Source organism: Klebsiella sp. JB_Kp004 (genome assembly GCF_040065795.1).
In the GTDB taxonomy this organism is placed as follows: Bacteria; Pseudomonadota; Gammaproteobacteria; order Enterobacterales; family Enterobacteriaceae; genus Klebsiella; species Klebsiella quasipneumoniae.
Map to the genome: position 1 here is coordinate 57368 of NZ_JBEAKW010000003.1, position 13864 is coordinate 71231.

A 13864-nucleotide genomic window follows, 5' to 3' on the forward strand; every position below is an offset into this window, starting at 1 on the left:
CCACACAGGAAAAGGATATGGCCTTACTGAAAAGCGCCCATGGCGGCAATATCCGCGAGGCCGCCGCCCTGCTGGGCATTGCCCCCAACGAGCTGCTGGATTTTAGCGCCAACATCAATCCGCTGGGAATGCCTGCCTCGCTCAGGCAGGCGATCGTCGATAACCTCGGCTGCGCCGAGCGCTATCCTGACGTCGAATATCAACAGCTGCACCAGGCGCTGGCGGCCCACCATCAGCTGCCGGCGGGGCATATCCTCGCCGGCAATGGCGAAACCGAATCGATCTTCACCCTCGCCCACGGCCTTAAGCCGAGGCGGGCAATGATCGTCATTCCTGGCTTCGCGGAGTACCGGCGGGCGCTGCAAACCGTGGATTGCGCGGTCGTGGAGTATGCCCTTCGGGAGTGCGATGGCTGGCAGCTGACCGACGCGATCCTCGATGCCCTCACCCCGGCGCTGGACTGCCTGTTTCTCTGCACGCCGAACAACCCCACCGGCCTGCTGCCAGAGCGGGGCCTGCTGGAAGCCATTGCCCGGCGTTGCCAGGCGCTGAACATCAGCCTGATCCTCGATGAGGCCTTCCTTGACTTTATCCCCGACCAGCCGGGGTTTATTCCCCTGCTGGCGCAGTATCCGCACGTCTGGGTTTTGCGCTCGCTCACTAAGTTTTATGCCATTCCGGGACTGCGTCTTGGCTACCTGCTCAATGCTGACGCGCAGGCGGTAGCCCGACTGCGCGAGCGACAAATGCCGTGGTCCATCAATGCGTATGCCGCGCTGGCCGGCGAGATCATCCTCCAGGACCGGGCGTATCAGCGGGCCACCTGGCAGTGGCTGCAGGAGGAGGGGGCGCGTTTCTACGCGCAGCTGCAGGAGATAGCCGGGCTGACCGTGTGGCCCGGGCGCGCCAACTACCTGTTCTTGCGCTGCGACAGACCAGAGCTTGACCTGCAATATGCCCTGTTGCGCCAGCATGTGCTGATCCGCAGCTGCGCGAATTACCCGGGGCTTGATAGCCGCTATTTCCGGGTGGCGATCCGCAGCGCCGGCGAAAACGACCAGCTGCTGGCGGCGCTGCGCCGGGCGCTGGCCTGAGCCCTATTGCAGGGTGACGCCCCCCGGGACCATCGCCAGCAAGTGCTGCAGCGGCCAGTGGGCGGCGATGTCGCTGTCTGCCAGCCGCCATTTTATAAAGTCGACGTCATGACGACGGCGGTCCAGCAGCAGGCCGACGACGCTGCCGCTGTGCGCCACGTTAAGGCCATAGAGCCCTGCGCTTTCCACCAGGTCCAGCAGCGCGTCAAACCCCGGCTTGGGCAACAGCCGCTGGCTGGCGATGGCGCTGATGGTCGCCGCTTCGCCCAGCAGCTGCGGGCTACCGCGCTGGCAGGCCTGCTGCACTTTCTCCCACGCAAGCTGCAGCCGGGAGGCGTTAGCCAGCAGACCCGGCTCGCGCGGCAGCTGGTGGTAGTCAGTGGTGCGCAGCGTCAGCGGGCTCTCCAGCACTAACAGGTCGAGCGCCGGCGGCGCAGGGCAGGCGATATGCGTGGCGGCGGTATTATGGTCGAACAACGTCAGCTGGCGGAACAGGGTGCTGTCGGTGGGCTCCAGCGCGACGCACAGGCGCGCCAGCGTCGGCTCATCCAGCGCGTGGCCCAGATGATGGGCGGTAGCCGCCGCGGTGGCGGCGATATCGGCGGTGCTGCTGGCCATCCCTTTGGCGACCGGGATCGTCGAGTGCAGGGTGATGCGGATCTGCTGACTCAGCGCCGCCGGGTAGCCCCAGTGGGCCAGCAGCTGGTCGACCATCGCCCGCGACAGTGGCCGCTCATCGTTTCGCGGCGTGCCGGTCTCGACCTCGACGGTGCTGTACCAGTCCACCGGGCAGGAGACCAGCTTCTCGCTGCCGAGGATCCAGCCCTGGATAAGTTCTCCGCACGAGGCGGGACATTGTGCAACGGCCACGTTTTCACCTTTCCGCTTACCTTCGCCAGGGCGCATAGTGGCACGGCGATTCGCCGGTTACCATGATTCTCCGCAAGGGGAGAGGCGCCGTTTATACCGACACCGCCAGCTCGCGCGCCTGCGGCAGCGCCAGGCGCATCACATCGCGGGCAATCATCAGCTCTTCATTGGTATTGATGACCGCTACTTTGACCATCGCATTTTCGGCCTGAATAAAGGTAGCGTTGTGCTGGTTTTTCTCTTCATCGACCGAGAGCCCGAGGAAATTCAGGTTATGGCAGATGGCGCTCCTGGCGCGGGCGGAGTTTTCGCCGATGCCGCCGGTAAAGATCAGCGCGTCCAGGCCGCCCATCTGCATAATATAACTGCCGATGGTGGCGCGAATGCGCTCGGCAAACAGCGAGAGCGCCAGGGCTGCCTGACGATTACCGCTGTCCGCCGCCTGCTCGACATCGCGATAATCGTGCGATATGCCGGAAACCCCCAGCAGGCCGGACTCGTTATTCAGCAGCTGATTAAGCTGCTCCGGCGTTTTTCCCTCATGCAGCGCCAGCCACGGTAGAATCGACGGATCGATATCGCCGCTGCGGGTGCCCATCATCACGCCGGACTGCGGCGTAAAGCCCATTGACGTGTTAACCGAGCGCCCGCCTTTGATTGCGCAAACGCTGCTGCCGTTGCCGAGATGGCAGCTCACTACGCGCAGAGCGCTCAACGGTACGCCCAGCTTTTCCGCCAGCGTCGCGCTAACGTACTTGTGGCTGGTGCCGTGGAAGCCGTAACGGCGAATGCCCAACTCGCTGTAGTAGCGCCAGGGCAGCGGATAGATAAACGCGCGCTCGTCCAGCGTCTGGTGAAAAGCAGTATCAAACACCGCCACTGACGGCGCGTCGGGCAGCAGCTGGCGGAAAACGTTAATGCCCAGCGCGTTGACCGGATTATGCAGCGGGGCCAGCTCCGCCAGGCGCTCGATTTCCGCTAAGGTCTCATCGGTCACCGGCGTCGAATCTTTAAAGCGCTCCCCGCCGTGCGCCACGCGGTGGCCGACGCCATCGATATCCTGCAAACTCTGGATAATCCGATGGTCGAGGAGCTTTTCCAGCAGCAGGGTGACGGCTTCACGGTGATCGGCTACGGGCGCCGTTTCCTGCCATTTTTGCGCCGGCGTTTTGAGGGTCACCTGGGCGTTTGCCATGCCGATACGCTCGATCAATCCCTGGCAGAGCATATCGCCCTGAGGCATCTCCAGCAGCTGGAATTTTAACGATGAACTGCCGGCATTAATGGCCATTATTTTGTAAGACATAAAGGTTCCTTCGAATTCAGAAAATCCAGCACGGCATCAAGACCCAGATTATTCAGCGCGCTGGTGATAAAAATCTGCTGGGCGCCAGCCTGCCTGAGCCACTCGCCGATTAGCGATATCCGCTGCGCATCGGCAAGGTCGGCTTTAGTGACCAGACCAATCGTCGGGCGGTTCATCGGAGCGGTAAAACCCGGAGAAAACGGCGACCACTGGGCGTCGGCGTTCAGCACCAGAGCGATAACGTCGGCCTCGCAGGCGCTGGTCAACAGAGCGCTATAAAGGCAGCGGTTCTCCAGATATTCGCCCGGCGTGTCGATGGCCATCGGCGACCATTCAATCGCTTGGGTTTTCTTATAATGGAGCGTTTCGCCGTGCAGGCCCTGGGTCAGCGAGGTTTTGCCGCACTGGCTGGGGCCGATCAACATCAGACGTTTCATCGCGCTACGTCCGGGTTATTGAGCAGGTAGTAAACTGCATCATCTCGCCCAGGGTGCGCGTCACCTGCCTGAGGGCGTACTCGACGGCGGAAACGTCGCCGGTCAGCACCACGGCGCCGGTAAAGCGGTCAAGAAAACCGATCTCCACCGCGCCGGATTTGGTGGCGATATCGCAGGCGATAATCGACGCTTCGCTGGGCGTAATGGTGAGGATGCCGATGGCGGACACCGCATCCTGCAGGCCGAGTTTCTTAAAGAGATCTTTCCCGGGATTGGCAATCAGGTGCGCGAGGGTCACCTGTTTCCCGGGAACGTATTCCTGAATCATGCGATCCGTTGTTGGCTGTCTTTCCATTATCCCTCCACCATCTGTCGCCACATGGCTTCATGCGGTCGCGGGATCACCGAACGATAAACCAGCAGCCCTTTTTCACCCGCGCTTTCGCTGGCTACCGTAACCGCGTTGTTGACGTCGGAAACGTCGCCCGCCACCACCATGTAGCATTTACCGCCGATGCCGAAGGCCATATGCACCCGTACCAGGGTGACGTTGGAGCCTTTCACCGCCCGGTCCGCGGCGCTGATGCAGGCCGCAACGCTCCAGGTTTCAACGATGCCGACCGCCTGGCGTTGGTCTACGCTGTTCAGGCCGCTGATGGCCGGGAGTACGCTGGGATGGATATTCGCCAGCACCAGGCTGTCGACGAGCATTTCGCCGGCCTGCGAAGTGCCGGTTTCAATGGCCTGCTGGATGGCGCCGATATCCCCACCGAGCATCAGTAAAAACTTACCCGGGCAGATAGTTTTGCTGACCAGCAGATTGACGTTGGCGCTTTTCAGCATCGCATCGCCGAGTTCCATTCCTTTGGCAATGCTGGTGAGTTCTAAAATTCCTATAGCCTGAGACATGGTTAACCTCTTACCACCGTGATGGCCTGTTCGCTGATGGCCGCAACCACGCCGTCGATGCTGGCGTGAACCGGCGCGCCTAATGTGCCTGCCGGGATATCGGCAACGCATTGCCCCCGGGTAACGCGTTCTCCCACTGCAACGTTCGCTACCGCGCTGGCGCCGATATGCTGGCGCAACTGCAACGTCACGGTTTCTACTGCTGGTTCGTCTTCCACCAGCGGCGCCTCCTGATACCAGGGGCTCAGCCCCAGTTTGGCGATCAGTCGCTTCACCGGCACGAGGCGATATTTCGCCATTTCGTCGGCCGGATAGAGCGGCCCTTCATAGCGCTGGTTTTGCGCGCGCAGCTCGCGTTTCAGCATGCGGTTGATGCGCATCGGCGAGATCCCTACCGGGCAGGCCACGCTTTCGCAGACGTTGCATTCCGAACAGGTGAGGGCGCTCAGCAGCAGCTGGGGCGTGGCGGCCTGATGAAAGTTCACCGCCCGCACCAGCAGGTGCGGGGAGAGTTCGTGGCCGATCAGATGCCGTGGGCAGAGATCGGTACACAGTCGGCACTGCTCGCAGACGGTACGGGCCACGGAAAGCACCGTGCGCTCGTCCTGCATCCGCCGCTGGATAAGCGGATGGCTTTTCGGCAGCACCAGCAGGCCGCCGGTGGTTTTGGTCACCGGGCTATCGAGAGCAGTCATCAGGCCGCCCATCATCGGGCCGCCGTTAATAAAACCGGGGTCGTCGACCGTCGCGCCGCCCGCCAGCGCCAGCACTTCGCGCAGCGACATGCCGATGGGGACGGTGACGGTCAGCGGTCGGGCGACCGCGCCGTTAACGGTCAGCGTGCGGCGGGTCACCGGAAACTGCTGCTCAACCGCACGGGCCATGTTGAGCACCGTTTGTACGTTATTCACCACGACTCCAACGCTGGCTGGCAGCGCGGCGGGCGCGGCCCGGCGACCAGTCGCCAACCAGATAGTCAGCACCTCATCGCCTGCGGGATAGACATCCGGCAGAATATGCAGGCGAATACCGGCAGGCAGCAGCGGGGTGAGGGCGTCGATAGCCCGGCGGTACTTCTCTTTCAGGGCAATCACCCCTTCGCGCGCGCCGGTTGCCGTCATCGCGTACTGCACGCCGCGGACCAGACGTGCAGCCTGCTGCCACATTAGCTGCTGGTCGACCTTGAGCATCGGTTCGCACTCGGCGGCGTTAACCAGAAAGATCTCCACCTGCGCCTGCAGCTTCACGTGGGCGGGAAAACCCGCTCCACCCGCGCCGACGACGCCCGCAGCGCGCACGCGCTCGCGGATCTCCTCGGCGCTTCTGGCCATTTCAACAGCGTTGACGGCGGTACTCATAGCAGTTCCTCCAGCAGTTCCTGAATTTCCCCGGCGCTGGCCGGGCGAGGATTGGTGCGTAGCGTCACGTCAGCCAGTGCGGCCTGCACCATGGCCGGAATGCGCGCTGAGTACTCGGCATGTCCCTCTTTCAGCGCGACCGCCAGTGACGGCAGCGCACAGCGCTGCTTGAGCTGTTCGATTTGCTGGATCAGCGCATTGATCGCCGTACTATCGCTGGCGTCTGCCGGACAAAAGCCGCAGGCTTTGGCCAGCCGCGCGTAGCGTTTTCCGGCGCGCGGATGACCGGCGTTAAAGCGGATAACCGCGGTTAACAGCAGCGCGTTGGCCATTCCGTGCGGGAGATGAAACTGCCCGCCAAGCTGGTGGGCGATAGCATGGTTAAGCCCCAGCCCCGCCTGGCTGAACGCCATCCCGGCAAGCGTTGAGGCATTGTGCATTTTCCCGCGCGTCGCCACGCAGTCGCCTTTTTCCACCGCCGTGGGCAGATACTGGAACACCAGCCTGGCGGCTTTTTCCGCCAGCGCATCGGTAAAGTCGCTGGCGTGCGGAGAGACCCACGCCTCCAGCGCGTGGGTCAGCACGTCCATGCCGGTGTTGGCCGTAATCTGCGGCGGCACGCTGACCACCAGCTCCGGGTCCAGGATCGCCATATCGGGATAGAGCGCATTGTTGAACAGCGGGTACTTGATGCCTTTATCCGGATCGCTAATCACGCAGGCGCTGGTCACTTCTGAACCGGTACCGCTGGTGGTCGGTATGGCCACGCAGGTTTCGATGCTGATGCCGCTCTGCTGACTGAACCAGACGATAGCTTTCGCCGCATCCATTGCCGATCCGCCGCCGAAGCCGATGACCACCTGCGGCTTCAGGGCCTGCATTTGCGCAATGCCCTGCACCACGGTATGAATAGTGGGGTCCGGGGTTATCTCGCTAAAGACGCTAATGCGGTTATCTGCGGGCAACGCCTGACGCAGGGTTTCCAGCAGCGGCGAGCGCGCCAGAAAGCCATCGCAGATAATCCAGATGTGCTTGTTGGTAAAGCGTTTGAGCACCGCCAGGCTACCCTGACCGCTGTACAACCGCGTTTGTAGTGAGAAAGTTTTCATCGCGACCTCGGTTAGCGAATGGAAAAGCCGTTGGTCAGCACGCAGCGACGGGAGCGGGCAAACGTGCGCGCCGAGGTTGTCCCTTCACCGGTCGGCGTGGCGATAGTAAAGGTGGTAAAGCCTTCGCCGCCGACGCCGATCCCGGCATAAGAGGGGCCGTTCTTGACGAATATCGAGGTTTGCAGGGTGCGGGCCGCGAGGTTCAGGCGCGACACGTTCTGCGAGTGCATAATGGCGGTATGATGCAGTCCCTCTTCAACCTTCAGCGCCAGGGCCAGCGCGCTATCGAAATCGCTGACTTTCACCACCGGCAGCATCGGCATCAGTTGCTCGCTGGTAACCCACGGATCGTCGGCGTTAACCAGCGCTATCAGTAGACGCGGCGCTTTCGACGGAACGGCGATCCCGGCCGCTTCGAGCATGGCTGATGGGCTTTTGCCGACCAGTTTTTTATTCGCCTGGCCTTCAGGCAGGCAGGCGGCCCGGAGTTTGTCAGTGTCGGCAGGGCTCAGCAGCAGCGCGCCGAAGGTTTGCATTTGCTGCACCAGACGTTCGGCGACGCTCTCCACCACAATCAGGCTCTTCTCGGCAATGCAGGGCAGGTTGTAATCGAACGAGGCGCCGTTGATGATATCTTCCGCCGCTTTAACCAGATCCGCCGTTTCATCAACGATGCAGGGCGGGTTACCCGCGCCAGCGCCAATGACTTTCTTACCGCTCTTCATGCCCATCGCCACAATACCCGGGCCGCCGGTAATGGCCAGAACCGCAATGCGCGGATGGGCCATCATCTGCTGGGTGGCTTCGAAAGTGGGTTCTGCTACGGTAACCACCAGATTGCGGATGCCGCAGCAGCGGAAAACAATCTCTTCAATCATGCTAATCAGCTCCAGTGAGACCTTTTTTGCTCCCGGATGCGGGCTGAAGTAGACGCTATTGCCCGCCGCCAGCATGCTGATGCTGTTATTAATGATGGTTTCCGTCGGGTTGGTGCTCGGTGCGACCGACCCGATAACGCCAAATGGCGAATACTCAAACAGCACCATGCCGCCGTCGCCGGTTAGTGCCGTGGTGGTGAGATCTTCCACGCCCGGCGTGTTGTCCAGCGCAGCTTTGTTTTTCAAAAATTTATCTTCTTTGTTGCCCATCCCCGTTTCATTGGCGCTCTCTTCCGCCAGGGCGGCCAGATGCGGCGTCAGCTCCTGACGCATTGCGCTAATGATGGCGCTGCGGGTTTTTAGCGGGCACTGCTGATAACGTAAGAACGCCTGATGCGCGGCATCAATGGCCTCGCTCACGGACTGAAAAATCCCTTTGCCCTGCGCCGGGTTTGGCGTTTGGGCTGGGGTTAACTGTTCGCTAAGAATGGTGCGAATAAGCGTTTCGAGTTCAGAAGTATTCATTGATGAGTTCCCACGTTAATGGCCGCGATGGCGGTCTGTGCTATATCCATGTCCTGTTCAACGCTGCCGCCGCTGATGCCAAGACCCCCAATTAATGAGCCGTCGCGCCACAGGGCGTAACCGCCGCCAAAGGTAACCACTTTTCCCTGCAAATGCGTTTCGAGGCCATAAAGCGCGGCGCCCGGCTGAACGGCCTCGCTCAGCTCATGGGTCGCCGTTTTCATCGCCACCGCGGTCCAGGCTTTTTTCGGCGCCAGTTCGCTGCTGACCAGCAGGGCGTCCGGCATCCGCCAGGTCACGGTTTCGGTGCCGTGTGCGTCAACGATGCTGATCACCACCGGAACCTGAAGCTGCTGCGCGCGCTCAACGGCGGCGCGGGTGAGCTGGTGCAGATCGTGGAATGAAAGGGCCAGGGGCGTCGTCTCCTTGCTGCGGCTCGGCTGAGTGACGGCCAGATAGCGCCGGCTCACTTCACGAATGATGTTGTTCTGGTGCGCATCGCTATCTTCCGCGCGCGCCAAGGCGTACAGGCAGTCTGACAAGCGATTGATGTAGCGCATCAGCACCTGGCGCACGTTGACTTCCGCCGCCAGCTCAACCAGTCGCCGTTCGGCCCGGCGGACCAGCGTGCGGGCAAAATGCAGGCGGCTCGCGGCTTCGCAGCGGCCGGGTAAAATAAAACTGTGCAGCGGTTCGACGCGGGCCATGGCCCGATCGATGGCGGCTTCCAGAGCGGAAATCTCTTCGCTGCTGATGTAGCGCTGTTTCGGTGACGGCCGTTCGCTGTCGCTGGCCAGTTCTGCGCTAAACCAAAAAAGCTGCTGCTGGATGGCCTCGAGTAAGGCGCGGTGATTTTCATCCGCGGCGGCGCAGGCGCACAGGCTCAGCGCGGCGTTCAGCTCATCCAGCGTGCCGTAGGCTTCAACCCGCGGGTGGGTTTTACTCACCCGCTGGCCGGTAAAGAGTGAGGTGGTGCCAGCGTCGCCCGTTCGGGTATAAATCGCCATATTCGCTCCTTAACGTGAAAGCGTATCGACAATGCCGACAACGGCGAGGTCGATGGCCTCGTTTGGCCCGGAAAAAACGTGCCTGGCGCTGGAGCCGCCGCTGAGCAGAACCAGCTCGCCGATCCCCGCGCCGACGGAATCCACGGCGACTTCATCACCGGAGGTCGGCGAGGCGGGAAGCTCGCCATCGGCGCTGACCCGCCGCACCAGCAGCAGCTTTTTGCCGATCAGGGAAGGCGATTTTTGCGTGGAGACAACCGCGCCCGTGACTCGTGCCAGATGCATGATTTACTCCTGCTTAATTAATTGAATATGCCGCGCCTGTGCCGCTTCGCGCGCCAGCGCGGTCACGATGCATTTGCGGTGGATAACCAGGCGACCCTGGCCCAGCTGCGCGACGTCGCGATAGCTCAGCACCGATCCTGCGTGCAGGATCAGCGGCAGCCCGCGCTCGTCGGTGAAGATCGCCGGCAGGCGCGCCAGTTTTTTGACCGGGATAACCGGCAGCAGCTGACTGTGCAGGGTGAGCTGCACGCGGATGCCGAAAGCCAGCGCGTCGTGAATTTTCCGGGCCGCAGGATCGTCGGTTTCCGCCTCCGTCAACTGGCCCAGCAGCGGCAGGTCGACAAGCAGGATGCGCAGCGAGGCGTGCTGGCTGAACAGCCCGGGGCAGTCGGCATCGCGCAGCTGCGCAACGCTCAGCGTCGCCGTGCTGTGGGCGCGACGCTGCAGCCTGGAGACGATTTCCTCCACGATGCGCTGCAGAACTTCGCCGTTCATCGCGGGCCTACCAGCCGGGCAAAGGCCTGCGGATTATCGGCGCCGGCGGCGTTGGCTTCATCGGTATCAATGTGCATTTCGAGACGCATATCCGGTGAAACGCGAATCGCCACGTTGTTGAAAATCAGCCCGCGCTCGTCGCCTTCAATGGCCACGGAGACCCTATCGCCGTGGGAAACCCGCAGGATCAGCGCATCGAGCGGCGACATATGAATATGCCGTTGCGCGACGATAACTCCTGACGACAGCGTCAGTTCGGCATAGGGGCTGACCAGACGGATGCCCGGCGTCCCTTTCAGATCGCCAGACATTCTCAGCGGCGCCGCAACCCCCAGGGTTCTGGCATCGGTACGCGATATTTCCACCTGGCTTACCGAACGCAGTGGGCCGAGCAGGCGCACATTTTTAAGCTGCCCCTTCGGCCCTACCAGGGTGACGGTTTGCTCCGCAGCGTACTGTCCCGGCTGCAGCAGCGCTTTTTTCTCGCTAATGGGATGGCCAGGAAACAGGCGTTCATAATCCGACGCCGACAGGTGGATATGACGATTTGAAACCCCCAGCGGAATGGGCCGCAGACGCATCTCGTCGAGGACTTTACTGACCGTTGATGCGAGAAGCTGTTTATCCATTACGCTTCACCTCGCTTGCCGGGATGAATGCAAAGGGTGCGCGGCTCGCCCTTCTGGCGCGGACATTTTGGATCCAGGCACAGGTTGCAGCTGACCACGCCTTGTTGCTGGAGGGGCTCTTCTGCTGGCGCTTCAGAAACGACATTAGCCGTCTCTGACTCTTCAGGCTCAGGTTCCATGACGGAGGGTGGGGCAGCCTCTACGGGCAGGATCCCTTCTCCGGGTCTGGCGATGACTTTATGAGCCACCAGACCGTTTCGCTGTTCGGCAAACAGTGCACCGGTGGTGATGGCCGCCTGCACGGAGGCCACATCACCGGTAATTTTAATGACCGTCCAGCCTGAACCATTGGTCTTTTCGAGGGCGACCAGCGTGATAGAAGCGGATTTCGCCATGATATCGGCGCAGCTAATAGCCAGTGCCAGACCACAAACTTCCAGTAATCCCAGTGATTGCTTCACGCGGTGCTCCTTATTCGCCATCAATCAGGCTGATTTCGGTAAAATGGCCTCAACGTCGCTGTGCGGACGCGGGATCACGTGGCAGGATTTCACTTCGCCTACGACGCTTGCCGCCGCGCTGCCCGCATCCACCGCCGCTTTGACTGCGCCGACGTCGCCGCGAACCATGACGGTCACCAGACCCGAGCCAATTTTTTCGTAGCCGACCAGCTGCACGTTGGCCGATTTCACCATCGCATCGGCGGCCTCAATGGCGCCTACTAACCCTTTTGTTTCAACCAGTCCCAGTGCGTTATTCATACTGCTGTTCTCCTGTTGCTTAGCTATTCAGATCCCGGAACGGGATCCCTTTGACCAGCCGTGCCGCGTTATTACCGGTGTTACGTTGGGCCTGACTGTCCTGATGATGCATCAGCGTAAAAAGCGGCGCCGATGCGGGTAAATTCTTGTAGTGCACGACCAGCGTATGGCGGTCGCAGGCGATGCCCACCAGTAGCGGCGAGCTGCGCGCCGCCTGCCAGGCGCTGTCCACGACATCCCCGGCCGGGTGATGCTGGAGCAGGAAAGGAATGCCTTCCTCTTCGATACCCAGCAGCACTTCGCGCCACAGGTCGTCGCAGCCGTCGATGGCGGCGATCACAATAGCCGGAGCGCTGCGATTACTGTCCATGCGCGAACTCCTTATGCCAGGAGAGAATCAGGCCGGTGGCCACCGCGTTTCTGGGACCCTCGCTGCCGCGAATATTTCCCCGCCCGGCAACCAGGCGGTAGTGCGCCAGCGCATCGGTGACCAGCTGCGGGACCTCGAAATCCAGCGACGAACCGCCGACCAACACCACGAACGGAATATCGCGAATGTTGCCGGTGGGGCTGACCTGACGCAGTGCGCGCAGGGCGTTGGTGACAAAGACCCGCTCTTTGGCGCTGCGGCGAATGGCGCGTACTTTTTCCAGCGCTAAGTCGCCGGGTAGTGGCACCAGTTCGTCCGGTTTCACCACGCAGACGCGGGCGAATACGGCGGGGGGCAGCGGCGTGGAGAAGAACTGCACGCTGCCGTCCTCGTGGCGTAAATGGAACAGACTTTCCACCTTGGCCAGCGGATACTTCTTGATCTCTTCCGCCAGATAGCGGTCTTCCAGCCCCAGCTCGCGGGCAATAATCATCGTCACCATATCGCCAGCTCCGGCGAGATGAGTGGCGATGATTTCGCCTTTGGGGTTGATGATGGAGGCATCGGTGGAGCCTGCGCCGAGGTCGAGGATCGCCAGCGGTCGGGTGGTACCCGGCGTGGTCAGCGCGCCCAGAATGGCGGCTTCGGCCTCGGCGCCGCCGATCTGCACGTCGATATTGAGCTTCTGCTCGATTTCGCGGGCAATCATCGCCATCTGCAGACGATCCGATTTCACCATTGAGGCGATGCCCACGGCCTGCTCCAGCGAGAACTCCCCGGCAAGACCGCCGGTGACGCTCACCGGCACCGAGGTATCAACGGCCAACAGGTCCTGAATGAATATTTCGCTGCTGGGCTTGTTGGTCAGCTCGGCCATGGTCTGGCGCACGTGTTCCAGCATGCCGCCGATATTGGTCCCCGACTCGCCGGTGACGTTATCGAGCTTGCCGCAGCCGTCGACCGCTTTCATGATGGCTTCGGCGCCAGCGGCAACGTCTACGCGTACGCTCCGGCCCTGGGCCAGCAGCTCAAGGTTACCGGCGGGTATCGCGCGCGCTTTGACGTCACCGGATGGCGTTTTGACCACCACGGCGGAACGGTTGCCAATCAGCGCGCGAGCCATCGGGACGATGTTTTTCGTCTCCTCGGCGTTGAGGTGGAATACGGTGGCGATGCCGTAGGGGTTAGAGAGCGTTTCGATGACCTTCCCCGGGACGGCGACCTCAATTGCCGCCAGCATTCCCAGCGGAATGCGGTCGATGTACAGCACTTCGTCAACAATTGGCAGCGGTTTTTCCAGCCGGTTGCTGACCAGCACGCCATCGTCACGTTGCAAAATGACGCCGGTAATCTGATATCCGGCGCGCAGGGAAGCGTTAATTACGCTGGCGATATCGGCAAAATCGAACGCCGACGACACCACCAGGATATAGGGCGCGTCCGCCGGGCGGGTTAACAGCTCCTGCGGCGTAATGGTGATGCCCACGCCAAGCCCCGCGCCGCCGGGCGTTTTCGGGTTATGGCCGATCATGGTCGATTCGGTGATGATGGTCTCGGTAATGGTTTCCATCGCCACATCGCCAATCACCGGCGTCGCTTCATTAATGCGGATGAGCGAAATATCGCTGACAGCGATCCCGGCGCCTCTGGCGACGAGGGCGAGCGCCTCCTGAATACCGAACACGTTACGCAACGTGCCTTTGATCCCGGTGGTTTCCGCCAGCGCGCTGTGGGTGATTGTCAGCGTGCCAGCCTCATTCAGAGTCGCCAGGGCGACTTCCGTCGATGAGTTGCCGATATCAATGCCAGCTATATATCGCATACGAAATCC

General features: G+C 61.5%; 17 protein-coding genes. 1 reads left to right on the forward strand and 16 read right to left on the reverse strand.

The features are described 5' to 3' along the window. The first annotated feature begins 17 nt into the window (after nucleotides 1-17). Nucleotides 18-1094 (forward strand): threonine-phosphate decarboxylase CobD, encoded by a 1077-nt coding sequence (gene cobD / locus ABLX76_RS03415; RefSeq protein ID WP_023290889.1) that lies wholly within the window; start codon nucleotides 18-20, stop codon nucleotides 1092-1094. A 3-nt stretch (nucleotides 1095-1097) separates the two neighbouring features. On the opposite strand, the gene ABLX76_RS03420 is transcribed toward cobD, so the two are convergent. The 16 genes from ABLX76_RS03420 to pduG form a co-directional block, all read right to left on the reverse strand. After that, on the reverse strand, nucleotides 1098-1964 hold the full coding sequence (locus tag ABLX76_RS03420) for an L-threonine kinase (RefSeq protein ID WP_348873979.1): 867 nt from the start codon (nucleotides 1962-1964) through the stop codon (nucleotides 1098-1100). A gap of 91 nt (nucleotides 1965-2055) precedes the next feature. Continuing rightward, nucleotides 2056-3270: an acetate/propionate family kinase gene (locus tag ABLX76_RS03425; protein WP_101977736.1), complete on the reverse strand. Its 1215-nt coding sequence runs from the start codon at nucleotides 3268-3270 to the stop codon at nucleotides 2056-2058. Further along, nucleotides 3255-3707 carry a propanediol utilization protein PduV gene (gene pduV, locus ABLX76_RS03430; protein ID WP_243805874.1) on the reverse strand — a complete coding sequence of 151 codons (453 nt, stop codon included), beginning with the start codon at nucleotides 3705-3707 and terminating at the stop codon, nucleotides 3255-3257. The genes ABLX76_RS03425 and pduV overlap by 16 nt, the downstream gene beginning before the upstream one ends. 4 nt (nucleotides 3708-3711) lie before the next feature. Beyond that, nucleotides 3712-4062 (reverse strand): propanediol utilization microcompartment protein PduU, encoded by a 351-nt coding sequence (gene pduU / locus ABLX76_RS03435; protein ID WP_032453966.1) that lies wholly within the window; start codon nucleotides 4060-4062, stop codon nucleotides 3712-3714. Beyond that, nucleotides 4062-4616, reverse strand: a complete 555-nt coding sequence (pduT, locus tag ABLX76_RS03440) for a propanediol utilization microcompartment protein PduT (protein WP_072413523.1) — start codon at nucleotides 4614-4616, stop codon at nucleotides 4062-4064. Before pduT ends, pduU begins: the two co-directional genes overlap by 1 nt. A gap of 2 nt (nucleotides 4617-4618) precedes the next feature. Further along, nucleotides 4619-5974 carry a cobalamin reductase PduS gene (gene pduS / locus ABLX76_RS03445; protein WP_277475232.1) on the reverse strand — a complete coding sequence of 452 codons (1356 nt, stop codon included), beginning with the start codon at nucleotides 5972-5974 and terminating at the stop codon, nucleotides 4619-4621. Continuing rightward, the gene (gene pduQ / locus ABLX76_RS03450; protein WP_348873983.1) at nucleotides 5971-7083 is read right to left on the reverse strand and encodes a 1-propanol dehydrogenase PduQ; all 1113 of its coding nucleotides are present in this window, start codon (nucleotides 7081-7083) and stop codon (nucleotides 5971-5973) included. Before pduQ ends, pduS begins: the two co-directional genes overlap by 4 nt. A gap of 11 nt (nucleotides 7084-7094) precedes the next feature. Then, nucleotides 7095-8486: a CoA-acylating propionaldehyde dehydrogenase PduP gene (gene pduP / locus ABLX76_RS03455; RefSeq protein ID WP_348873985.1), complete on the reverse strand. Its 1392-nt coding sequence runs from the start codon at nucleotides 8484-8486 to the stop codon at nucleotides 7095-7097. Then, entirely contained in the window at nucleotides 8483-9493 is a 1011-nt protein-coding gene (gene pduO / locus ABLX76_RS03460; RefSeq protein ID WP_348873987.1) for a two-domain cob(I)yrinic acid a,c-diamide adenosyltransferase PduO, read from the reverse strand. The genes pduP and pduO overlap by 4 nt, the downstream gene beginning before the upstream one ends. Before the next feature lie 9 nt (nucleotides 9494-9502). Continuing rightward, complete coding sequence (gene pduN, locus ABLX76_RS03465) at nucleotides 9503-9778, reverse strand: propanediol utilization microcompartment protein PduN (RefSeq protein ID WP_000549823.1); 276 nt, start codon at nucleotides 9776-9778, stop codon at nucleotides 9503-9505. A 3-nt stretch (nucleotides 9779-9781) separates the two neighbouring features. Then, entirely contained in the window at nucleotides 9782-10273 is a 492-nt protein-coding gene (gene pduM / locus ABLX76_RS03470) for a microcompartment protein PduM (protein ID WP_016809891.1), read from the reverse strand. Further along, nucleotides 10270-10902 carry a phosphate propanoyltransferase gene (locus ABLX76_RS03475; RefSeq protein ID WP_348873989.1) on the reverse strand — a complete coding sequence of 211 codons (633 nt, stop codon included), beginning with the start codon at nucleotides 10900-10902 and terminating at the stop codon, nucleotides 10270-10272. Before ABLX76_RS03475 ends, pduM begins: the two co-directional genes overlap by 4 nt. Then, the gene (locus ABLX76_RS03480) at nucleotides 10902-11384 is read right to left on the reverse strand and encodes a BMC domain-containing protein (RefSeq protein WP_087849666.1); all 483 of its coding nucleotides are present in this window, start codon (nucleotides 11382-11384) and stop codon (nucleotides 10902-10904) included. The genes ABLX76_RS03475 and ABLX76_RS03480 overlap by 1 nt, the downstream gene beginning before the upstream one ends. 3 nt (nucleotides 11385-11387) lie before the next feature. Beyond that, nucleotides 11388-11663 carry a propanediol utilization microcompartment protein PduJ gene (gene pduJ, locus ABLX76_RS03485; RefSeq protein WP_001057755.1) on the reverse strand — a complete coding sequence of 92 codons (276 nt, stop codon included), beginning with the start codon at nucleotides 11661-11663 and terminating at the stop codon, nucleotides 11388-11390. Between the two features lie 19 nt (nucleotides 11664-11682). Next, nucleotides 11683-12033: a propanediol dehydratase reactivase beta subunit PduH gene (gene pduH, locus ABLX76_RS03490; RefSeq protein ID WP_348873991.1), complete on the reverse strand. Its 351-nt coding sequence runs from the start codon at nucleotides 12031-12033 to the stop codon at nucleotides 11683-11685. Then, a complete protein-coding gene (pduG, locus tag ABLX76_RS03495) occupies nucleotides 12023-13855 on the reverse strand; it encodes a propanediol dehydratase reactivase alpha subunit PduG (protein ID WP_072420542.1) in 1833 nt (610 codons plus the stop codon). Before pduG ends, pduH begins: the two co-directional genes overlap by 11 nt. Between the last annotated feature and the right edge of the window lie 9 nt (nucleotides 13856-13864).

What these genes read in the sequence shown, in the direction of transcription:
- cobD (WP_023290889.1), top strand. Translation starts at nt 18, where the DNA reads ATGGCCTTACTGAAAAGCGCCCATGGCGGCAATATCCGCGAGGCCGCC.
- ABLX76_RS03425 (WP_101977736.1), bottom strand. Translation starts at nt 3,270, where the DNA reads ATGTCTTACAAAATAATGGCCATTAATGCCGGCAGTTCATCGTTAAAA.
- pduV (WP_243805874.1), bottom strand. Translation starts at nt 3,707, where the DNA reads ATGAAACGTCTGATGTTGATCGGCCCCAGCCAGTGCGGCAAAACCTCG.
- pduU (WP_032453966.1), bottom strand. Translation starts at nt 4,062, where the DNA reads ATGGAAAGACAGCCAACAACGGATCGCATGATTCAGGAATACGTTCCC.
- pduT (WP_072413523.1), bottom strand. Translation starts at nt 4,616, where the DNA reads ATGTCTCAGGCTATAGGAATTTTAGAACTCACCAGCATTGCCAAAGGA.
- pduS (WP_277475232.1), bottom strand. Translation starts at nt 5,974, where the DNA reads ATGAGTACCGCCGTCAACGCTGTTGAAATGGCCAGAAGCGCCGAGGAG.
- pduQ (WP_348873983.1), bottom strand. Translation starts at nt 7,083, where the DNA reads ATGAAAACTTTCTCACTACAAACGCGGTTGTACAGCGGTCAGGGTAGC.
- pduP (WP_348873985.1), bottom strand. Translation starts at nt 8,486, where the DNA reads ATGAATACTTCTGAACTCGAAACGCTTATTCGCACCATTCTTAGCGAA.
- pduO (WP_348873987.1), bottom strand. Translation starts at nt 9,493, where the DNA reads ATGGCGATTTATACCCGAACGGGCGACGCTGGCACCACCTCACTCTTT.
- pduN (WP_000549823.1), bottom strand. Translation starts at nt 9,778, where the DNA reads ATGCATCTGGCACGAGTCACGGGCGCGGTTGTCTCCACGCAAAAATCG.
- pduM (WP_016809891.1), bottom strand. Translation starts at nt 10,273, where the DNA reads ATGAACGGCGAAGTTCTGCAGCGCATCGTGGAGGAAATCGTCTCCAGG.
- ABLX76_RS03475 (WP_348873989.1), bottom strand. Translation starts at nt 10,902, where the DNA reads ATGGATAAACAGCTTCTCGCATCAACGGTCAGTAAAGTCCTCGACGAG.
- ABLX76_RS03480 (WP_087849666.1), bottom strand. Translation starts at nt 11,384, where the DNA reads ATGGCGAATAAGGAGCACCGCGTGAAGCAATCACTGGGATTACTGGAA.
- pduJ (WP_001057755.1), bottom strand. Translation starts at nt 11,663, where the DNA reads ATGAATAACGCACTGGGACTGGTTGAAACAAAAGGGTTAGTAGGCGCC.
- pduH (WP_348873991.1), bottom strand. Translation starts at nt 12,033, where the DNA reads ATGGACAGTAATCGCAGCGCTCCGGCTATTGTGATCGCCGCCATCGAC.
- pduG (WP_072420542.1), bottom strand. Translation starts at nt 13,855, where the DNA reads ATGCGATATATAGCTGGCATTGATATCGGCAACTCATCGACGGAAGTC.